Origin of the sequence: Pseudomonas sp. 382, from assembly GCF_002759075.1 — a bacterium.
GTDB classification, from domain to species: Bacteria; Pseudomonadota; Gammaproteobacteria; order Pseudomonadales; family Pseudomonadaceae; genus Aquipseudomonas; species Aquipseudomonas vlassakiae.
This window is the reverse complement of sequence record NZ_PEMX01000001.1, coordinates 548,581-569,865: the sequence shown is the minus strand read 5'-3', so window position 1 is coordinate 569,865 and position 21,285 is coordinate 548,581. Positions and strand designations below refer to the sequence as shown.

Annotated in this window: 19 protein-coding genes; 13 read left to right on the top strand and 6 right to left on the bottom strand. The window is 63.1% G+C overall.

Annotated features, from left to right (window positions below):
- The first annotated feature begins 73 nt into the window (after nt 1–73).
- Entirely contained in the window at nt 74–976 is a 903-nt protein-coding gene (locus tag CQW31_RS02885; RefSeq protein ID WP_054886499.1) for a LysR substrate-binding domain-containing protein, read from the top strand.
- On the top strand, nt 969–1,328 hold the full coding sequence (locus tag CQW31_RS02880; protein ID WP_054886500.1) for an MmcQ/YjbR family DNA-binding protein: 360 nt from the start codon (nt 969–971) through the stop codon (nt 1,326–1,328). Before CQW31_RS02885 ends, CQW31_RS02880 begins: the two co-directional genes overlap by 8 nt.
- Here the strand turns inward: CQW31_RS02880 and CQW31_RS02875 are convergent, their stop codons facing one another.
- Together CQW31_RS02875 and CQW31_RS02870 are read right to left on the bottom strand one after the other, a co-directional pair.
- The gene (locus tag CQW31_RS02875) at nt 1,329–1,757 is read right to left on the bottom strand and encodes a DUF1294 domain-containing protein (RefSeq protein WP_054886501.1); all 429 of its coding nucleotides are present in this window, start codon (nt 1,755–1,757) and stop codon (nt 1,329–1,331) included. It abuts the gene before it with no gap.
- Nucleotide 1,758: 1 nt separating this feature from the next.
- The gene (locus CQW31_RS02870) at nt 1,759–2,589 is read right to left on the bottom strand and encodes an undecaprenyl-diphosphate phosphatase (RefSeq protein ID WP_099813710.1); all 831 of its coding nucleotides are present in this window, start codon (nt 2,587–2,589) and stop codon (nt 1,759–1,761) included.
- A gap of 299 nt (nt 2,590–2,888) precedes the next feature.
- Between CQW31_RS02870 and CQW31_RS02865 the strand changes: the two genes are divergently transcribed.
- The 10 genes from CQW31_RS02865 (at nt 2,889) to CQW31_RS02820 (ending at nt 13,800) form a co-directional block, all read left to right on the top strand.
- Nucleotides 2,889–4,523 (top strand): methyl-accepting chemotaxis protein, encoded by a 1,635-nt coding sequence (locus tag CQW31_RS02865; protein WP_099813688.1) that lies wholly within the window; start codon nt 2,889–2,891, stop codon nt 4,521–4,523.
- A 107-nt stretch (nt 4,524–4,630) separates the two neighbouring features.
- Complete coding sequence (pnuC, locus tag CQW31_RS02860; RefSeq protein ID WP_099813687.1) at nt 4,631–5,197, top strand: nicotinamide riboside transporter PnuC; 567 nt, start codon at nt 4,631–4,633, stop codon at nt 5,195–5,197.
- Entirely contained in the window at nt 5,194–5,745 is a 552-nt protein-coding gene (locus CQW31_RS02855; protein WP_099813686.1) for an AAA family ATPase, read from the top strand. The genes pnuC and CQW31_RS02855 overlap by 4 nt, the downstream gene beginning before the upstream one ends.
- Before the next feature lie 296 nt (nt 5,746–6,041).
- Nucleotides 6,042–6,473, top strand: a complete 432-nt coding sequence (locus CQW31_RS02850; protein WP_099813685.1) for a hypothetical protein — start codon at nt 6,042–6,044, stop codon at nt 6,471–6,473.
- 1 nt (nt 6,474) lies between these two features.
- Entirely contained in the window at nt 6,475–7,065 is a 591-nt protein-coding gene (locus tag CQW31_RS02845) for an adhesin (protein WP_099813684.1), read from the top strand.
- Between the two features lie 51 nt (nt 7,066–7,116).
- Entirely contained in the window at nt 7,117–8,607 is a 1,491-nt protein-coding gene (locus CQW31_RS02840) for a heme utilization protein (protein ID WP_099813683.1), read from the top strand.
- 68 nt (nt 8,608–8,675) lie between these two features.
- Nucleotides 8,676–9,356 carry a C39 family peptidase gene (locus CQW31_RS02835; protein ID WP_099813682.1) on the top strand — a complete coding sequence of 227 codons (681 nt, stop codon included), beginning with the start codon at nt 8,676–8,678 and terminating at the stop codon, nt 9,354–9,356.
- Nucleotides 9,357–9,402: 46 nt separating this feature from the next.
- Nucleotides 9,403–10,149: a hypothetical protein gene (locus tag CQW31_RS02830; protein WP_099813681.1), complete on the top strand. Its 747-nt coding sequence runs from the start codon at nt 9,403–9,405 to the stop codon at nt 10,147–10,149.
- A gap of 47 nt (nt 10,150–10,196) precedes the next feature.
- Nucleotides 10,197–11,477 carry a hypothetical protein gene (locus CQW31_RS02825; RefSeq protein WP_099813680.1) on the top strand — a complete coding sequence of 427 codons (1,281 nt, stop codon included), beginning with the start codon at nt 10,197–10,199 and terminating at the stop codon, nt 11,475–11,477.
- A gap of 121 nt (nt 11,478–11,598) precedes the next feature.
- A complete protein-coding gene (locus CQW31_RS02820) occupies nt 11,599–13,800 on the top strand; it encodes an LTA synthase family protein (RefSeq protein WP_099813679.1) in 2,202 nt (733 codons plus the stop codon).
- Here the strand turns inward: CQW31_RS02820 and CQW31_RS02815 are convergent, their stop codons facing one another.
- Complete coding sequence (locus CQW31_RS02815; RefSeq protein WP_054886512.1) at nt 13,801–15,126, bottom strand: sigma-54 dependent transcriptional regulator; 1,326 nt, start codon at nt 15,124–15,126, stop codon at nt 13,801–13,803.
- Nucleotides 15,127–15,469: 343 nt separating this feature from the next.
- On the opposite strand from CQW31_RS02815, the gene CQW31_RS02810 reads away from it, so the two are divergent.
- Nucleotides 15,470–15,736 (top strand): hypothetical protein, encoded by a 267-nt coding sequence (locus CQW31_RS02810; RefSeq protein ID WP_054886513.1) that lies wholly within the window; start codon nt 15,470–15,472, stop codon nt 15,734–15,736.
- 115 nt (nt 15,737–15,851) lie between these two features.
- On the opposite strand, the gene CQW31_RS02805 is transcribed toward CQW31_RS02810, so the two are convergent.
- From CQW31_RS02805 to cobN, 3 genes are read right to left on the bottom strand one after another with little or no spacing between them, the layout of a single operon-like run.
- On the bottom strand, nt 15,852–16,484 hold the full coding sequence (locus CQW31_RS02805) for a VWA domain-containing protein (RefSeq protein ID WP_054886514.1): 633 nt from the start codon (nt 16,482–16,484) through the stop codon (nt 15,852–15,854).
- Nucleotides 16,485–16,519: 35 nt separating this feature from the next.
- Nucleotides 16,520–17,521, bottom strand: a complete 1,002-nt coding sequence (locus CQW31_RS02800; protein WP_054886515.1) for an ATP-binding protein — start codon at nt 17,519–17,521, stop codon at nt 16,520–16,522.
- 1 nt (nt 17,522) lies between these two features.
- The gene (gene cobN / locus CQW31_RS02795; RefSeq protein WP_099813678.1) at nt 17,523–21,284 is read right to left on the bottom strand and encodes a cobaltochelatase subunit CobN; all 3,762 of its coding nucleotides are present in this window, start codon (nt 21,282–21,284) and stop codon (nt 17,523–17,525) included.
- Between the last annotated feature and the right edge of the window lies 1 nt (nt 21,285).

Sequence of the window (21,285 nt, the reverse complement as noted above, 5' to 3'; positions counted from 1 at the left end):
GGGACGACGAATTGCTGAGAAGTCGCTAAAAATGCGTTAGTTTGTCCCACAGGTAGAACAGTGAGCCGGTACCATGCAAGACCTCAATGACCTCTTCTATTTTGCCCAGGTGGTCGAAGCCGGCGGTTTTGCTGCAGCCGGTCGCCAGCTGGGCATACCCAAGTCGCGGCTGTCGCGGCGCATCGCCGAACTCGAGGAACGCCTCGGCACCCGTTTGCTGCAGCGCACCACGCGCCAGCTCAAACTGACTGCCGTGGGTGAACGCTACTTGCACCACTGCCAGGCCATGCTGCTGGAGGCCGAGGCTGCCGACGAGGTGGTAGCAAGCATGAGCAGCGAGCCGCGCGGGCGGCTGCGTGTGTCGTGCCCGGTGGCCTTGGCCCATGCCTTTCTCCCGGACATCATCAGCCGCTTTCTCGAGCAGTATCCACAGGTGCAACTGGACATGGTCTTGCTCAACCGCCGAGTCGACCTGATTTCCGAAGGCATCGACGTGGCCCTGCGCGTGCGCGACCTGGGCGACGAGGACCCGGCCCTGGTCACTCGCCGGCTGCGCCAGGCGCAAATGCAGCTGGTGGCAGCGCCGGGCTTTGCCGAGCACCTGCGCGAGCCCGCCGAATTGGCCACATTGCCCGTGCTGGGAGCCGCCGAAGCCGATCGGCTGGTGCACTTTCGCTTGTTCGGGCCCAATGGCCAACAACAGGAAATCGCCCTGGAGCCACGCCTGGCGATTGACGATTTCGTCGTGCGTAACGCTGCCGTGCGCGCCGGGCTGGGCTTTACCGCTTTGCCCAGCATGTTCTGCGAGGAGGAGCTGGAACGTGGCGAGTTGGTGAAGCTGCTGCCGGATTGGTCATTGCCAGGCGGCTACCTGCAGGCGGTCTATCCTCATCGGCGTGGCTTGTTACCGGCCGTGCGGGCATGGATAGACCACCTGGCGGTGTCGTTCGAGGCGTGTGGGGAACGTTATGTCTAGGCAGACGATCAGCGAAGACCAGGTGGCGGCGTTCTGCCTGAGCCTGCCGGGTGCGCGGGAAGACTACAAATGGGGCGGTGTCCGGGTGTTCTCCGTAGCCGGCAACAAGATGTTCGCGGTGCTCGACCTGGCTGGCGCCGGGTTGTCGTTCAAGGTGGCCGATGAGTTGTTCCTGGGCTATTGCGACCGGCCGGGTGTGCGGCCCGCTCCCTATCTGGCACGGGCGAAATGGATCAGCATGGCGCCACCCTACCCGATGGGCCGTGAAGAACTGTGCGACTTGCTCCAGCGTTCGCACCAACTGGTGGTGCGGCGGCTGCCAAGACGTTTGCAGGCAGGCCTGCTGGGCTGATCAGTTGAAAGGCAGGAAACGGCTGCCCAGGAACAGGTAGTCGAGCCAGAACACCTGGTGCAGCAGCACGATGCCCCAGCACACCAGCTGGTAGGACCATTTGCGCGTCTTGTGGCGGAACAGTTGCTGAGCGACCAGGGCGCCGGGCCAGCCCCCCAGCAATTCGCTGGCATGCAGGACCTTTTCTGGTGTGCGCCAGGCATCGCCCTGGGCCTGGCGCTTGTCCTGCCAGTACAGCAGCAGGCTGATCAGGCTGACTAGCGGGTACATCGCCAGGGGTACCCAGTTCTGCCCGTTCCAGCCCATCTTCGCCGCGCCAAGCCCTGGCAACAGACACAGCACGGCCAGCAGCAGCAACTTGATGCGCGCATTGCGCACGCTCTGCGTGTGTCCAGCGCCGCGTGGCGCCGTGTGCTGTGCCCGCGCCATGTCAGCTGTGTGCCGTCGCCCAGTCGACCCAGCCGAACTGCCAGGTCGCCAGGATCAGCAAACCAAAGACGATGCGGTACCAGGCAAAGGCCGCGTAGCTGTGGTTGGCGATGAACTTCAGCAGCGCCCGCACAGCAATCATGGCGAAGATGAACGAGGTCACGAAACCGATGGCGAAAACCGGCAGGTCGCTTGGTTCGAACAGGTGGCGGTACTTGTAGCCCGAATACACCGCTGCGCCGACCATGGTCGGCATTGCCAGGAAGAAGGAGAACTCGGTGGCTGCCTTGCGCGACAGGCCAAACAACAGGCCGCCGATGATGGTGGAACCCGAGCGCGAGGTACCCGGGATCATCGCCAGGCACTGCACGAAGCCAATCTTCAAGGCGTGGGTCCAGCGCATGTCGTCGACATGGTCGACCGCTACGGTGTGCTGGCGACGCTCAGCCCAGAGCATGATCACGCCGCCGATCACCAGCGCCGTCGCCACGGTGATCGGATTGAACAGGTATTCGTGAATCAGGTCGGCGAACAGTACACCCAACACCACTGCCGGCATGAACGCCAGCAGCAGGTTACCGGTAAAGCGCCGGGCCTTAGGCTGGTTGGCCAGGCCGAACACCACTTCGAGAATCTTGCTGCGGAACTCCCACACGACCGCCAGGATCGCCGCCAACTGAATAATGATGTTGAACGCCATGGCCCGTTCGCCACCAAACCCGATGAGATCGGCGACGATGATCTGGTGACCGGTACTGGAAATCGGCAGGAACTCCGTGAGCCCCTCGACCACACCTAAGATGATTGCCTGGAAGGCATTCCAAAAATCCATCATTCCCCCGAGGAAGCACTGCTGCTTGCAGGCCCCTTATTCTTGATTTGCTTGTGGTTGCCGCACGCGGCGCGGCCTTTTTACAGCGACTTCTGGGACCTACGCCAGTGGAAAAGTTCACCTTGGCTAAAGGTTTCATCTTGCCCGGCCGAGATCCTATCAAAGCGGCGAGGCAAAGGCGCGCTCAGCCTGTGGCAGAGTAGCCAATAACTAGCACTTAGCCATTAGTCGAGTGCCTGCCGTCTGCAAAGCATGCTTGGATGCACCTGAATAAGAAGAACAATGCAGGAGAGTTTTCGATGAAGGCATTGCGGTCGATGTCGATCAGCCGTCGGTTATGGCTGATTCTGGTGGTTGCGGTGGGCATGCTGGTGATGCTCGGCCTGCTGATGCTGCGCCAGATCCATGGCGATCTGTACCAGGCCAAGGCGGAAAAAACCCGCCACGTGGTGCAGACCGCCGCTGGCGTACTGGCCTATTACCAAGGCCTGGAAGCCGCCGGTACGCTCAGCCGCGAGGCGGCCCAGCAGCAGGCCCTGCAAGTGGTGCGGGCGCTGCGCTACGACCAGAACGACTATTTCTGGATCAACGACCTGGGGCCGAAGATGATCATGCATCCTGCCAACCCCAAGCTCGATGGCCAGGACCTTTCCGCCATTCGCGACCCGGACGGCTTCGCAGTGTTCAACGAGATGGTGGCCCTCGCCCGCAGCCAGGGTGCCGGCCCGGTCGACTATCGATGGCCCAAGCCGGGCGCCAGCGAGCCGGTGGCCAAGACCTCCTATATCCAGCTGTTCGAGCCTTGGGGCTGGATCATCGGCTCCGGCGTCTACGTCGACGATGTGCAAGCCGAATTCGCCCGCCAGTTGCGTGATGCCTCATTGGTCGGCCTGGCCATCGCCGTGCTGATGGCCCTGGTGGTCATGCTGATTGCCCGCAGCATTGCCCGCCCCCTGCAGGAAGCGGTGCAGGCGATGGGCAACATCGCCAGCGGCGAAAGCGACCTGACCCGCCGCCTGGACACCCACGGGCATGACGAGATCACCCACCTGGGCCAGCACTTCAACCAGTTCAACGGCAAACTGCAAGGGGTAATCGGCCAGCTTCAGGGTGCCGCCCATGCCCTGGCGCAGTCGGCCGGGAATGTTGGCGACAACGCTGGCGCTGCTCAGCAGCACAGCGCCCAGCAGTCCTTGCAGATGGACCAGGTGGCGACGGCGGTCAACGAAGTCACCTATGCCGTGCAGGACGTGGCCAAGACCGCCGAACAGGCCGCCGCTGAGATGCGCGCCGCGCAGCAGCAGGTGGAACACGGCCAGCAGGCCATTCACGGCAGCCTGCAACAGATCGATCAGCTTTCGGCGACCATCGACCAGGCCGTGCAGGTGATCCGTGAGCTGGCCGGGCACAGCACGAAGATCGGCGGGGTGCTGGAAGTGATACGCGCCATCGCCGAACAGACCAACCTGCTGGCCCTCAACGCTGCCATCGAAGCCGCTCGCGCTGGCGAACAGGGCCGCGGCTTTGCCGTGGTTGCCGACGAGGTCCGCCTGCTGGCCCAACGTACCGCGCAGTCGACGGCCGAAATCCACACCATGATCGAGCACCTGCAAGGCCAGTCCGATGCTGCGGTCAAAGCCATCGATACCAGCAGCGAGGCCTCGCGCCAGACCGTGCACCAGGCCCGCGAGGCCGGCACCAGCCTCGTTGCCATCAGCCAGGCGCTGCATAACCTCACTGCGCTCAATGCGTCGATCGCCAGTGCCACCTTGCAGCAGTCCCACGTGGTCGAGGAGATCAACCGCAATGTGCTGGACACCGCCAGTTTGTCCCAGCAGACCGCCGATGCCGCGCGCCAGTCCAGCGACGCCGGCACGGCGCTTGGGCAGTTGAGCGAGGAGCTTGAACAACTACTGCGCCAATTCCGCGTCTGAACCGGGCGTGATCACCGGCCCGCCAGGCGGGCCGCTGCGGATTGCTCGCTACACCTGCTGCCCTGCACACGCTACAATCGGCGCCCTTTGCCAACCTGGGATCGCCGATGTCCGGCCTCGAACTCCTCGCCGCCGTGCTCGGCGTCACCGCCGTGTGGCTCACCGTCAAACAGAATGCCTGGTGCTGGCCGATCGGCCTGGTCATGGTGCTGATCTATGGCTGGCTGTTCTACGAAGTGAAGCTGTACTCGGGCATGCTGCTGCAGCTGGCCTACGCCGTGCTGCAGTTGTATGGCTGGTGGCAATGGAAGCGCCCGGACCGGGTCGAGGACGCTCGCCAGGTCTCGCGCCTGCCAACCCAGGCGTTGTTCGGCGGGTTGCTGGCAGGGCTGCTGCTGAGCGTGGCGCTCGGTGCGGCGATGGCAAGCTGGACCGATGCCGCCCTGCCCTGGCTGGATGCCACGCTGACCGGCTTCAGCCTGGTCGCGCAACTGTGGATGGCGCAAAAACGCGTGCAATGCTGGCCACTGTGGATCGTGGTGGATGTGGTCTATGTCGGCCAGTACCTGCACCAGCAGCTGTACTTCACGGCGGGTTTCTTTGCCGTACTGACCCTGATCGCGGTACGCGGCTGGCTGGAATGGCGCCGAGACCCGGCTGTGGCGCACGCATGAAGGTCTTGGTACTGTGCGGCCCCGAATCCAGCGGCAAAAGCTGGCTCAGCGGTGAAATCCAGGCGCATTTCGGCGGCATCGTGGTGGCCGAATACGTTCGCCACTTCATCGACCAGGAATGCCGCGACACCTGCTATGCCGATATCCCCACCATCGCCCGCGGCCAGCTGGCCTGGGAAGACCAGGCCCGCCAGCAGGCGCCTGAACTGCTGATCCTCGATACCCACCTGCTGAGCAACATGCTGTGGAGCCAGGCCCTGTTCGCCGCGTGCCCGCCCTGGCTGGAGCAGGCTTTGCTTGCCCGCCGCTACGACCTGCATCTGCTGCTCAGCCCGCAAGGCGTAGGCTGGGTCGACGATGGCCAGCGCAGCCAGCCAGCCCTTGCCGACCGCCAGGTGTTTTTCGACGACAGCCGTCGCTGGCTGGAGCGCCACGGGCAAGCGCTGCAGATCATTGAAGGCGACTGGCAGCAACGCAGCGCCGCGGCCCTGTTGGCGGTTCAGCGCCTGCTGCAAGGGAAAACCCCGCTTTGCCCCACCGAGTGTTAATCCCATGACACACCCGGCTGAGGCCAAGCCCCTGTTTCTGCGGGCTCAAAGCCATTCATGGGGGTAGTGTCAAGGCTGTGAAACATTCGTGAAAAAGGCCCCTCGGGTAACGCGAATGCTGGGCCAAACGCCCGTTCGCTGAAAATCTGTCTCAGCACTGATACAGCACATTCACCGTGAGTTGAGGCAGTGCGCTCAACATACTGATTTTCATCGAAAATCTAAAACCGGCACGGCTTTCGCTCTCTCCTTCGCACCGCTGAACAAGACCAGCGCTCGAAGAAGGAGTCGCCGTCATGGGGAAACTGGATAAAGGCATTTTTCGCCTGTTGCTGGTCGGTTGTGCACTGGGTTCGGCGCTCTGCGTGCAGGCTGATAACGGCATCATCGTGATCACCCGCGATGTGCAGCCGCGCATGGCCATTCGCGCCCCTCTGGCGCCCGACCCCTACCCCACTACCGCCAATGCCAACCCCTCCGCGCAAGTGCTCAAGCAGACCAACGAACTGAGCGATGGCGACTTCGCCAGCATCACCAGCGGCACGGGCATTTCCTCCTTGATCACCCAACAGACCGGCAACCTTGGCGGCCACATCGGCAACCAGACGCAGTTGACCAACCAGGCTGCTGGCCGCGGGACGGGTTCGGGCAATGGCATATCCAACATGGTCAACTCAAGCGTACAGCGCGGTCTTGCCCCACTGCAGATCCTCACGGGAGGTAAATGAGATGAGGCAGACGCTGTTTCTCCTGGCCCTGTTGAGTAGTGCCTCGGCGCTGGCGCAAGCACCCATACCTTCGCCGGTTCCGGTGCTCAACGACGCCAGCATCGACAATTCCGGCGCACAGTACCAAGGCAACTTCAGCGTCAATCAGGCCGCCGGCGATGGCCAGCAACAAGCCAACGCACGGGCAATAGCCACCGGCCACGAGGCCAATGCGAGCACGCAGATCCGCCAGCGCCAGTTGTCCATCGTCGACCCCAACATGGGCGCCAGTGCCAGCATCCAGGGCAATGCCTTCAGCCACGGCAGCGGCGCACTGGGCGTCAACCAGAGTGCGGGGGCCGCAACCCAGCAGGCCAACGCCCTGCGCATCAGCATCAGTACACAACCGCAAAGCATCGATGACAGCGTCCTGCTGCAACAGAACGTGGCGCTGATCAACAGCTCCGATCCATCTGATACCTCACCCGGCTATCGCCATGTCACCACCGGTGACCAGGCATTCACCGGTAGCCGCGGGGTCATCCAGCTGAATCAGAGCGCCGGGGTGGGTAACCAGACGGCAAACACCCTGAGCGTGAGGGTCGCTAACTGACCCGGAAGGTACAGGTAAGAACAACACTTAACCTAAAGACGGAGAAACACCATGAAACCCTCGATGGCAATCAAGCCTCTGGTTTTCGCAATTGCTGCGGTCATGGCTGTTGCTGCACAAGCGGATCAGAATAATCGTCGCGGACACGACAATCACAATAACCACCACCGGCAAATGGACAGGGCTGTGTTCACCAGCGCTTCTGCTGAAGCCACTGACTCTCAGAGAAGCACTGGCAACACCATCCACAACGAAGGCACCATCAACGCAGCAGAGATGAGCAGCTCGGGAGCTGGCGCCAGCGGCAACGTGGGTGTCAACGTGGCAGCAGGTAACGGCAACCAGCAAGACAACGCCGCTGCCATCGCCAACACGTCTTCCAACAATGCCGACATTGACAACAGCTTCGTCTTCGGCACCTCCACCGCAAACGCTGAAGTGACCCAGCGCAGCAGCAACAACACCGTCCACAACTGGTCGACCCAGAGCTCCGCCGTCATGAGTGGCTCGGCTGATGGCAGCAGTGGCAACATTGGTATCAACATTGCTGGCGGCGACCTGAACCAGCAGAAAAATACCATGGCAATCGCCAACAACGCCGCGCCTATCGGCAACTCCACCGCGACCGCCTCGGCCGACCAGAACGGCCCTGGCCTGACGGTGGATAACCGTGCCGATCGCACCTACCGTGTCGATACGCTGAGCCTGACGACTTCCTCGAGTGGTTCGGCCTCGCGTAGCGGGTCGTTCGATGCCAGCGTCGACAAGAGCTCCAGCTCAAGCTACAGCGCGTCGGGTAGCCAGAGCGCCAGCGCCAGCGGTTCGAAGAGCAGCAGCTCCAGCGGTTCGACCAGCATGACCGCCAGCGGCTCCAACAGCAGCAGCGCCAGCGGCAGCAACAGTTCGACCGCCAGCGGCTCCAATAACTGGGCTGCAAACGGCTCTTCCAGCCGCGACCACAGCTCTTCTTCCAACACCACGGTCAGCGCATCGCTCGATGCCAGTGCCAATGGCAGCGCTTCGTCGTCGCAAACCTTCGGCAACTCCACGCGCTCGCGCAGTTCGGACTTCGACGCATCGCTCAGCGCCTCGCTGGATGCATCGGTCGACAAGTCGCATCAGTCGTCCAGCAATTCGTCGTTCGACAAGTCGCTGAGCTCCTCTTTCGACAGAGCCTACGACTCTTCGTATGACCGCAGTCACGACTCGTCCTACGACAAGTCTCGCAATACTTCCTACGAAAAGGCCAATGCATCCGCATGGGAAAAAGCCAGTGCCTCGGCCTACGAGAAAGCCGGCGAGAAAGCGTCGCAATCGTCGGACAGCATCTCGAAGAGCTTCAGCGAGTCTAGCGAGTATGCCCTGAGCAACACTGTGTCGTTCCAGGTACTGACCCCGACCGGCTGGGCCAACCCTGTGACCAACACCGCTACCCTGAGTGGTTCGGTGAACGGTGGCAGCGGCAACCTGGGCGTGAACGTGGCAGCGGGTGTAGGCAACCAGCAGAGCAACTCGCTGGCCATCTCCAACACCTCGATGTAACCACTGCGGTCTGGAGGCTCCCTTCGGGGAGCCTCTTTCTAACAAGAAAAAGGCAGGGGGCGTCGAACATGCGCATTTTCGCCTTGGCAGTTCTGTTGTGCATCGCCAGTGTAGGCGAAGCCTCGCAGATGCCGTTGTCCGTACTGCCGGGTGGTGCGGTGATCTACAAACCGGTCCAGAGCATCCGCGAGCGCAAGTTCGCCGACCTGGTCCAGCAGAAAACCGACTTCAGCTGTGGCGCAGCTTCGCTGGCGACCATCCTGCGCCAGGCCTACTGGCTGGACGTGGATGAAAACCAGGTTATCGAGGGCATGCTCGCCCATGCCAACGAGGATCTGGTCCGTACCCAAGGTTTTTCCATGCTCGACATGAAGAAATATGTGGAAAGCCTGGGCATGCGTGCACGCGGCTACAAGGTAGCCCCCGATACGCTGCACAGCATCCGCATTCCGGTGGTCGTGTTGATGGACATCCGCGGCTACAAGCACTTCGTGGTGATGCAGAAGGTCGACAGAGGCTGGGTGTACATCGGTGATCCGGTGTTGGGCCACAAACGCTTCAAGCTCGACGATTTCATCAAAGGCTGGAACGGCATCATCTTCGCCGTCATCGGCAAAGGCTATGACAAGAACAACATCCTGCTCGACCCACCGCTGCCGCTGAGCGCGAAGAACCGCGTCAGCAATTTCACGCCGGTGCCAGACGCGGAGTTGATGGACTTCGGTTTCATTCAAAGCGACTTCTTCTAATGACCTTCTTTCAATGAAGTAGGGCAAGACGCTCTGGGAGCATTCCATGAAGACTTCCCTGTGGCTGGCAGTGATCTGCCTGGCCGCCAGCCTGCCAACCCAGGCAGAAACGTTCAAACCGATCGAACTGAAGGATCAGGAACTGGCCAGCCTGCGAGGGCGTTATGTGATGCCTGGGCGGATCGTGAGCTTTGGCGTGGTCATGACCAGCACCTGGCAGAACGCCAACGGTGAAGTGATTGGCGCGACTTCGGCAATGCAGATTCAGCAATCGACCATCAAGCCGCAGTTCTATGTTTCGATGATCGATGAAAAAGGCACTGGCAGCTCGCAGGGCAACAGCACCGGAACCGGCACGGTCAGCGGCGGCAGCGGCCTCAACACGACCCAGGGCGTGACCCAGGTGGTCCGTGCCGCGGGTGACTTCAACGCGGCCAACAACAATGTCGACATCAACGTCACCAAGGGTAATCAAGCGCCAGCCGGTCAGCCGCAGGGCCAGGCGCTGGCTGCAGGCTCCACGCTGAGCGGGAGCAACGGCGCAGGTTCGTTGAGCGTGTCGTCCACCAGCAGTGGCGTGCAGATGAATATCGTCGCCAACGGCAACCAGGGTAATTCAATGCAAAGCCTGGGCCAGGGTGGGCTGATGCAGAACACCACCCTGCTGGGCGCCAGCAACCGTGTAAGCAACTTGACATCACTCAATGTCGTGCTCCGCGACAGCCCGCCAATGGCAGGTTCCGTGAGCGCCAATCTTGAGCAGCTTAAAGGCCTTCGCAATCTCGGATACTGAACTACGCTCATGTCTCATCGTATGTAGTCAGAAGGGACGGCTAATCCATGCACCGTTTGTCGACGTTCAGAGCTATCGTTTGTATTTCAACATTGGCCCCGGCCACTCTGCTGCAAGCGGCAACCGACCCTCAGGTCGAAGCACTCAAACAGGAACTGATTGCGCTGAAACAGCGCTACGAGGCCCAACAGAACGCATTGATGGTGCTAGAACAACGGCTCAAGCAGGTCGAGGAGGCCCCCGCACAGCCGCAACCGAAGCGCCTGACCAAGTCCCCCGCACAGGGGGTGAAAGGCGGCCAGACCGTGGCCACCGGCACGCCGGGCAGCAGCGGCGCCTCTTATGGGCAGTCACTGCAGGACAACTCGGAGCCGGCGCAGAGCGTGTCCAACCTGTATGACGAAGCCAGTGGCTTCTTCGGTGGCGGCAAGTTCAGCGTCGAAACCGGGCTGACCTACACCCACTACGACACCCGCGCCCTGGTGCTCAACGGGTTCCTGGCGCTGGACTCGATCTTCCTCGGCAACATCAACATCGACCGCATCAAGGCGGACAACTGGACCCTGGACCTGACGGCGCGCTACAACGTCGACCAGCGTTGGCAGTTCGACATCAACGTGCCCATCGTCTACCGCGATTCCACCTACTCGTCCGGTGGTGCAGGCGGGGCTGCCGGGGTCACGTCCGACGCTTCGGTCACCCGCGACCCGACCATCGGCGACGTCAACTTCGGTATCGCCTACAAATTCCTCGATGAGAACGAGACCTGGCCGGATGCCGTTGCCACCTTGCGCGTGAAGGCGCCAACCGGCAAGGACCCGTACGGCATCAAGCTGCAGCAGGTGGCGGGCAACGACAACCTGTCGGTGCCTGAGGACCTGCCGACCGGCAACGGTGTGTGGGCCATCACGCCTGGCATCTCGCTGGTCAAGACCTTCGACCCCGCCGTGCTGTTCGGTAGCCTGTCGTACACCTACAACATGCAGGACTCGTTCAGCGACATAAGCCCGCAGGTGAACACCAAGGTGCCGGGTGACGTGAAACTCGGTGACTCCTGGCAGATCGGCGGTGGTATTGCCTTTGCTCTTAACGAGAAGATGAGCATGTCGTTCTCGGTCACCGATCAATTCGCCCGCAAGAGCAAGATCAAGCCCGACGGCAGCGATTGGCAGTCGATCACCAACAGCGACTACAACGCGGCCAACTTCAACGTCGGCCTGACCTTTGCTGCCTCCAACAACCTGACGATCGTGCCGAACCTGTCGATTGGCCTCACAGACGATGCACCGGACTTTTCCTTCAGCCTGAAGTTCCCGTATTACTTCTGACATCCGGGGCGCATCGCGCCCCAATTGGTTACCAACCTTGTAGCCAAAGGCTTTCCGGGAATCGGCCTGTTATCATCGCGCACATATTTGTGACGATTTCATGGCAAAAAGGAAAGTTTTCGTGAAGAACCTGCAAGGCCCACCACGCACCCGGCTGCTTGCCCTGGCAACACTGGTACTGGTGATTCCCCTGGTCGTGCGCGCCCTGCTGGGCTGGTCCAGCCCGTATGGCTATCTGTCGGACCTGGCGCTAGGTAGTCTGCTGGTGCTGCTGTTGCAGCGCCGCGCATGGTGGCTGGCGCTGCCGGTTCTGCTGGCCTGGGCCGCGCTGTGGGTGGCTTCGGCCGAGCTGGTCAGCGCCGTGGGCAGGCTGCCGACCAGTGCCGACCTGAGCTATCTGTTCGACCCGCAATTCATGGAAAACTCCACCGGCGGCGGTCTGGCCCATGCCTGGCTGCCCCTGTTGCTCGCGGGCGGCCTGCTGGTCTGGCTGGGGAGCGCCTGGCGCAGCCGCAGGCAGCCGGGTGCGAAGTTCACGCGCAAGGCCTGGGCCATCCCGGCGCTGTTGTTCGCTGCACACTGGGGCAGCCAGCACCTGGCGCCCAGTGACGCTGATCAGTGGCGCCAGTACACGCTTGCTCATCAGCTGCTGTCTGCGGCCGTCGGCGACCTGGAGCGTCACGCCCAGCACTGGGCCGGTCGGGCTCCCGCCGTCACGCCGTTGCCAAGTGCCGGCCTGACCCAGCATGACCTGAGCGGGCAAAAGCTGCTGGCCGCACCAGGTCGTGCCCGAAACCTCTTGGTGATCACCCTCGAAGGCATCCCCGGCGCTTATGTGCGCCCCAACCGCCAGGCCTTGCACAGCCGCTTCGATGAAGACCTGATGCCCAAGCTCAGCCACTGGGCGGAACGAGGCATGAACACCCCGGACTACGTATTGCATACGCACCAGACTATTCGCGGCTTGTACGCGATGCTGTGTGGCGACTATGACAAGCTGGCCAACGGCACACCGAAGGGGGTCGAACTCCTCACCCAGCAGCAGCGCAACCAGGCCTGCCTGCCAGCACAGCTGCGCCAGGCAGGCTTCACCACCCACTACCTGCAAGGCGCGGGCCTGCGCTTCATGGCCAAGGACCGGATCATGCCGCATATCGGCTTCGACTCGGTGCACGGGCTGGAGTGGTTCAGCAACAAGAACTACCTGGAATTCCCGTGGGGCAAGGACGATCGGGCCTTCTTCGAAGGGGCCCTGGATTATGTCGGCCAGTTGCGCCAGCAAGACCGCCCATGGATGCTCACCTTGCTCACCGTGGGTACTCACCAGCCCTACTCCGCTCCCGACGATTACCTGCAGCGCTACGACACCGCCAAGCAAGCGGCGGTTGCCTACCTCGACGATGCTATCGGTGCCTTCCTCGACAACCTCGAACGTCAGGGCGTGCTCAAGGACACATTGGTAGTGGTGACCTCTGACGAATCCCACGGTATCGATGGCGTGCGTCTGGCCTCGTCCTGGGGCTTCAACCTGACCCTGGCACCGGAGCAGGCGCAACTGCCGCGCATCAAGACCGGTACCTACGGCCACATCGACCTGGCCACGTCGCTGCTCGACTACTTTGCCCTGCCGATCCCGGTCGCCCTTGGCGGGCGCTCGCTGTACCGCGATTACGACAGTAGCCGGGAGATGATTTCCTACACCAACGGCATGCTGCGCTACGACGATGGCAAGGGCGTTTTCACCGAGTGCGATTTCCAGCAGCGTTGCCGCCGCTATGACAGCCCAGGCTTCATCGCTGACAAGGCCCGCTACCTCGGCCCTGGCGACAGCACCCTGGGTCTACAGATTGGCGCGCTGGCCGGCGTGCTCGACCAGTCGCTTTTGCAGACGCCGCTCAACCTGCGTTATCAGTTCGGCGGCCCGTCCGCCATTCAGTTGCAGGCGCGCATACGCGACGACTGGGCTGACAACCTGATCGGCGCGCAGTACCTGGAAATGCCCGAAGGCTCGCACACCCGGGTGCGGGTCAAGGTGCGTTCGCTGGACCGGCAGCACGCGGCCTACATTCAGCTCAAGGCCAAGGAGTTGGAACAGGATGTGCCGCTGGGGTTGCCCGAAGAGATCCGGGTGACGGCCGACGAACCCCTGGAAATCGAGTTCGGGTTCGATAATCCGACGATGCGCAAGGCGTTTTCCTTCCACCTGCTCGGCTACGGCGGCGGCGAGGTCGAGATCAGTGACTTCAGCGTGATCACCGCGCTACCTGGCGAGGAAGAGCCGCTGGAAGACTTGTCTGACGGGCATATCGCCCAATCCAGCTGATCAACGAATCTGGTGCTTGTGCAGCAGCCGGTAGAACGTTGGCCGTGATACACCAAGCACCTTCGCCGCAATGCTCATGTTATTGCTGTGCCGGTCCAGCACATCGCACAACGCCTGGCGCTCGGCCCGGTGCTTGTAGTCTTCCAGCGTGCCCAGCGGCTGCTCTTCCTGCTCCAGGCCCTGCAGGCCAAGGTCCTGGGCCTCGATCTGGCGCCCTTCGGCGAGCACCAGCCCGCGCCTGACCCGGTTGGCCAGTTCACGGACATTGCCCGGCCAGTTGTGGCGCCCCATCGCTGCCAGCGCATGGTCGCTGAATGAGCGGGGCCTGCGGCCTGTTTCCAGGCTGTAGAAGTGGGAAAAATGATTGGCCAGCATCGACAGATCGCCATGCCGGTCACGCAGCGGCGCTGTCACCACTTGCAACACGTTGAGCCGGTAGTAGAGGTCTTCACGAAAGCGCCCTTGTTCGATGGCCTTTTCAAGGTCAACGTGGGTTGCCGCCAGTACCCGCACGTCGACCGGTATCGGCTGGCTTCCACCTACCCGCTCGATGTGTTTTTCCTGCAGAAAACGCAGCAAGTTGGCCTGAAGCTCCAGGGGCAGATCGCCGATTTCATCGAGGAACAAGGTGCCACCATGGGCTGCCTCGATCCGCCCGACCTTGCGTTGATGGGCACCGGTAAAGGCCCCTTTCTCGTGACCGAACAACTCGGACTGGATGAGGTTTTCAGGGATCGCCCCGCAGTTGATGGCGATGAACGGCATTTCGCTGCGCTGGGATTGCCGATGCAGTGTCCGCGCCACCAGCTCCTTGCCGGTGCCGCTCTCGCCGCGGATCAGCACAGGCGATTCGGTAGGCGCCAACTTGCCGAGCAATTTGCGCAACTCAAGGATCGGCCGGCTGTCGCCGAGCAGTTCATGCTCCAGCCCATCCACCCTCACCGTGCCCTTGCCGCGCAGGCGGGCCATGCCGAATGCTCGCCCCAATGTCACCAGCACGCGGGAGTAATCGAACGGCAAGGTGTGAAAATCGAAGAACCATTCGCAGACAAAGTCACCGACGTTCTGCATACGCAACTGCTCGGCGTTGAGCACGGCAATCCACTCGGTGTTGCTGCGCTTGATCATGTCCTTGACCGCGTCCGGATGCCGCAAGTGCGAGGCCTGCAGGCGCAACACCCCGATATCACAACGGTGCTCAAGGGCCTGGTCCAGGCCACAACTGTGAACCTCCCAGCCGGCACTCTCCAAGCCGGGTAGCAGACGGTGACAATCGTCGCAGGGGTCGACGATGAGCAAGCGACGCAGGGCGGCAGTCTCGTGCATGACCGTTCCTTGGCGCCAATTGTTGGTTTTTTTCGTTAAAACAGTAAGTTGCGGCGCCGAATTAACAGTAGCAACGAACTTGACGCTGCCCACGACCGTTTGTCTGCCGGATTCTGACGAAGCAAACCGGCTCGGGAATTTTTCATATTCATTGGCGTCACAGCGGCGCCGGGAAACAAAAAATCTGTAACCGGCAAAAATTTTACATGCGCTGTGTGACTCCACCCCTAACTTGGAGCATCAGTACGAGTAACCCCGCGCTGCGGATCGCAATAACACCTGAAGCGACGTAGCAGTTACGCGGACCTCACTTCGCTGTTTGGGACCATAGAGAGACCGAACCATGAATGCACCGCTCCGTGTCAACGAGGCACTGCTGATTGCCGACCACGCATTCGAACCCTTCCAGTGCGTTGCCTGGGATGCGCCCAACGGTACAGGCGAACTGAGCCTTGCGGTGATCGACCGGACCAGCACCCGTATCGGCAGCAAACAAGTATCGTCGCGTATCTATTCGGACCCTGCACAGTGGGCCAGCCTGATCGAGGAAGTCCGCGCCGAACTGTCCCAGAAAGGTTACGATCTGCAACCTTGGTCAATGCCGAAATAATCGCGTTGCGCCTTTGCAAGTGCGTGCCCGGCACGCACTTGAGCAACTTAGCGATAGCCTGCCAGGCAACTTTCTTATTGCGACATAGTGTCGCGCCCATCCCGCCCCACCTTATTCACTGCTTTACCTTGAATTGCTCAAGATGCTGATAGACGGCTTGTAATTGCGTGGCCAACTGGTGCGCCCGGCCAAGGCGAACTGGCGCCAATTCCATGTCAACCAGCACCGTTGCGCAAGGCATGGGCTGCACGCCATTGCAACGCTGCAGGCGACCATCGGTGAATACCAGGCAGCGCTGCAACTCGTGGGGATGGGCTTTGTGCCGGGCCTGCAACCAGCGCCTGGCCTGATCGAGCGCTGCGATCAAAGGCGTGCCGCCGCCAGCCCCGAGGGCCTGCAGCCAAGGCTGCAGGCTTGCCGACGCCTTCAGGCCATGACGCTGCCACTGTGGAGCGCCACCGCTGACCGTGAGCAGCGCAAGGCGGGCGCGTTGCCGATAGGCCTGGTCGAACAACTCGGCGAGCAGGCCTTTGCACTGCGCCAGCGCCTGGTGGCGCCGGGTGGAAGCCGATGCATCGACGATCACCAGCCACAGTTCATTGGCCTGCGCCTGGCGCTGCTGCCAGCAAAGGTCCTGGCGCAACCGTGGGCGGCCCTTGAGCAAGGTCGGCAGCCAGGCCACCCGGCCAGAGGAGGCTGCACGGCTGCGGCCTCGGCTGGCACCTGGCAGTTTTCCGGCACGAGGCATGGCATCCGCCAGCTGCAAATCTGGTTGGCGGATGCTCAGGGCTTTTTTGCCCAGTTCGGCACCTCTCGCCGTGCGCCGCTGCTCACCGGTTGCGCCGGCAGTGCGCCCCAATCGCCCTGGCCACCCTCGCCTTGCCTGTCGCGGCCATCCGCTGCACCGGGCGGCGCAGAGGCTGGCACCTCGGCTGGCGTGCGCCGGCGATGGCGCAAGGCGAATTCGGCCACGGCGTCGACATCCCCCTCCTCGATCGCCTGCCCACCGCGCCAGGCACAATGCGCACGGGCAGCTCGCAGCCAGACCAGATCGGCACGCAGGCCATCGACGCCAGCGGCGAAACAACGCTCGGTGATCCAGGCCAGGGCCTGATCGTCCAGGGCAATCGCCGCCAGCCCCTGGCGCGCCGCCTGGCAGCGCTCGCGCAGTAGCGCCTGGGCACTGGCCCACTGCTCGCAGAATGCCTGCGGGTCGCTGTCGAACGCCAGCCGCCGACGGATGATCTGCTGGCGTGCCTCTGGAGCCGGCAGGCCATCGAGCGCCACATTGAGGCCGAAGCGGTCGAGCAATTGCGGACGCAACTCGCCTTCCTCGGGGTTCATGGTGCCGATCAGCACGAAACGGGCACTGTGCCGATGGGAAATACCATCGCGTTCGATGCGGTTGGTACCACTGGCAGCCACATCCAGCAGCAGGTCGACCAGGGTATCGGGCAGCAGGTTGACTTCATCGACATACAACACGCCACCATCGGCATGGGCCAGCACACCGGGGCTAAACTGCGCCTTGCCCTGGCCAAGTGCAGCATCCAGGTCCAGCGTCCCTATCAAACGCTCTTCACTTGCGCCCAACGGCAAGGTCACGAACGGGCCCTCGCCCAGCAGGTCGGCCAGGCCACGCGCCAAGGTACTCTTGGCCATGCCGCGCGGGCCTTCGATGAGCACGCCGCCGATCTTCGGGTCGATGGCGGTGAGGCACAGGGCCAGTTTGAGGTCCTCGGCGCCGACCACGGCCGCCAGTGGGAATTGCACGGGTTCACTCATTTCAAGGCTGTTCCTCGCCGTCGAGCAACTGTTCCTCAAGTGCCTCGCGATAGTCACCGGGGGCTTCCCAAAGCCCGCGCTGCTGGGCTTCCAGCAAGCGTTCGGTGAGGTCGCGCAGCGCCTCGGGGTTGTGCTCGCGCATGAAGTCGCGGGTCGCCGGGTCGAGCACGTAGGCATCGGCCAGCGACTGGTAATGATGGTCATCGATCAGGTGCGTGGTGGCGTCAAAGGCGAACAGGTTGTCGACGGTCGCGGCCAGCTCGAACGCACCCTTGTAGCCATGGCGTTTCGCCCCGTCGATCCACTTCGGGTTCAGGGCGCGGGCACGGATCACGCGGTTCAGCTCTTCCTTCAAGGTACGGATCCGCGGCCGGTCGACCTGGCTGTGATCGCCGTGATAACTGGCCACTGCCCCACCGGACAAGGTCTCCGACGCGGCCAGCATGCCGCCCTGGAACTGGTAGTAATCGTTGGAATCAAGCAGGTCGTGCTCGTGGTTGTCCTGGTTCTGCAACACCGCCTGCACCTGGCCCAGGCGCCGGGCGAACTGAGCGCGCGCCGGGGTGCCTTCATCGCGGCCACCGTAGGCATAGCCACCATGATTGAGGTATACCTCGGCGAGGTCTTCGCGGCTGTGCCACAGGCGGCCGTCGATGGCGTTCTGCACGCCGGCACCGTAGGCGCCTGGTTTGGCCCCGAACACCCGCCATCCCGCCTGGCGCGCCGCCTGTTCGGCATCCACGCCCTGCGCCTGCAGGCTGGCGCGTTCGTTGCGCACCCGTGCGGCCAGGGGGTTCAGGTCGTCCGGCTCGTCCAGTGCCGCCACTGCCTGCACCGCCGCATCGAACAGGCGGATCAGGTTGCCGAAGGCATCGCGGAAGAAGCCCGAGACGCGCAGCGTCACGTCCACCCGTGGGCGGTCGAGCAGGCTCAGTGGCAGGATCTCGAAGTCGTCGACGCGCTGGCTGCCGGTAGCCCACACCGGGCGCACCCCCATCAATGCCATGGCCTGGGCGATGTCGTCGCCACCGGTGCGCATGGTCGCCGTGCCCCACACCGACAAGCCCAGCTGGCGCAGATGGTCGCCATGGTCCTGCAGGTGCCGTTCGAGGATCAGGTTGGCCGAGGCGAACCCCAGGCGCCAGGCGGTGGTGGTGGGCAGGTTGCGCACATCGACGGTGTAGAAGTTGCGCCCGGTGGGCAGTACATCCAGGCGGCCGCGGCTGGGTGCACCGCTGGGACCGGCCGGTACGAAACGCCCGCACAGCGCGGCCAGCAGCCCATTGATCTCCGCAGCGCCGCACGCATCCAGGTCAGGGGCGACCTGCTCGCGCAGGGCGTCCAGCACGTCGTGCACTGGCTGCCATTGCGGTTGTTCGGGCAGCTGCGCCGGCCCTTCCAGGGCCTGTTCGATGATGCGCAAGGCAAGCAACTCAAGGCGCTCGCGGGTATCGCCAGCAGTGCGCCAAGCGCCCGCTTGCACGGCCTGCAGCATCGCCGGGCGTGGCCCTGACCAGGCCTCGCCAAGGTCGCAGTCGAGGGGATCGAAGCCCGGCGTCAGTGCCTTGGCCAGGGTCCGCAGCAAGCTGGCATTGCCACCGCGACCATCGCCCCGCTCCACGCGCAGCAAAGCCAGCAAGGTATCGAGGCGCAGGCGCGCCTGCGGCGACTGACCGAATACATGCAGGCCATCGCGGATCTGCGATTCCTTCAGGTCGCACAGGTAGGTATCCAGGCGCGGCAACCACACCGCGGCATCGTCCAGCTGGCCCTCCAGCTGCAACTCACGGTCGATATGGTTGGCCTTGACCAGCTCGAGTATGTCGCGCTGCAGCTCTCGTGCACGCCGTGGGTCGAGCAGCTGGGCTTCGTAGAATTCGTCCGCCAGCTGCTCCAGATGACGCAGCGGGCCGTAGGTTTCGGCGCGGGTCAGCGGCGGCATCAGGTGATCGATGATCACCGCCTGGGTCCGGCGCTTGGCCTGGGCGCCTTCGCCCGGGTCGTTGACGATGAACGGGTAGATATTCGGCAGCGGGCCGAGCAGCGCGTCCGGCCAGCAGTGTGCGGACAGGCCGACGCCCTTGCCGGGCAGCCACTCCAGGTTGCCGTGCTTGCCGACGTGGATCACGGCATCGGCAGCAAAGGCATGACGCAACCAGAAGTGAAACGCCAGGTAACCATGCGGTGGCACCAGGTCCGGGTCGTGGTACACCGCGCTGGGGTCGACCTGGTAGCCGCGCGCTGGCTGGATACCGACGAAGGTCAGGCCAAAGCGCAGGCCGGCGACCATCAGGCGGCCAGCGCGGTACATCGGGTCTTGCTCGGGCGGCCCCCAGCGCTCCAGCACGGCCTGGCGATTAACCTCTGGCAGGCGTGCGAAGGCCGCGTGGTAGTCCGCCAGGCTCAGGCTCTGGGCGCACGGGCGTTGGTCGAGGTGTTCAAGGTCGTTGGTCACCCCGCCCAGCAGCTGATGAATCAGTTGCGTGCCGCTGCCTGGCAGCTCTGCAAGCGGATAACCTTCGGCCTGCAGTGCCTTGAGGATGTTGAGGGCAGCAGCCGGGGTATCCAGGCCGACGCCATTGCCGATGCGGCCATCGCGGGTCGGGTAGTTGGCCAGCACCAGGGCCACGCGCTTTTGCCCATTGGGCAGGCGCGCCAGTTCTACCCAACGCCGTGCCAGCTCGGCGACAAAGTCCATACGCTCGGGGTGGGCACGGTAACAGACCACATCGGACTGGCTGCGCTCGCTGCGCCAGGCCATGTCCTTGAAACTGACCGGTCGGGTGATGATGCGCCCGTCCAGTTCGGGCAAGGCGATGTGCATGGCCAGGTCGCGGGCACCCAGGCCCTGCTCGCTGGCCTCCCAGCCGGGCTGGTTGTCCTGCGCACAGATGGCCTGCAACACCGGGATATCACGACGGAACGGGCGCAGGTTGGGCCGTTCCGGGCTGGAAAGGGCAAAGCCGGTGGTGTTGATCAACACCTCGGCCCCCACTTCGTCCAGCCAGGCTTCGACCTGCTCCAGGCAGGCACTTTCCTTGAGGCTCGCCACCGCGATGGGCAGCGGGTTGAGGCCGGCGGCCTGCAAGCGCTCGCAGAACACGTCAATGAATGTGGTGTTGGCAGCCTGCAGGTGAGAACGATAGAACAGTAGCGGTGCCACCGGATGCTCACTGTTCCAGTGGCTGTACCAGTCTTCGAGCCGTGCGCCGGGTAGGCTCGGGTGATACACCGAAGTGCGCGGCAAAGGCTGCGGTTCGTCACAAGGGTAGTCACGCCCCAGCCACTGGTTGGCCAGGCAGTTGAACAGGTTGATGGCATTGCGCTTGCCGCCCTGGCGCAAGTAGTGCCAGAGGCGCTCGGCCGGCTCGCCGGTGACCGTGCCGAGGCCGGTCAGCTCCGGGTCCGGGCGATCATCGCCGGGGACCAGGATCAGCTGCACGCCCCGCGTTGCCAGTTCGACCAGCTGCTCGACGCCGTAGCGCCAATAGCCGACGCCACCGTGCAGCGACACCAGGATTACCTTGGCGTGGCGCAGGACCTCGTCGACATACAAGTCGACCGAGGCATGGTTCTGCACCTGCATCGGGTTGGCCAGGCGCACGCTGGGGAAATCGTCTGGCAGTTGCTCGGCGGTTTCGGCTAGCAGTGCCAGGTGCGAGTCGCCGCTGCAGAGGATCACCAGGTCGGCGGGCGTCTGGCCGAGGTCGGCAATGCTGTCGTCTGGCACGAAGCCGCCGGGCTGGGTCCGCAGCAGGTGCATG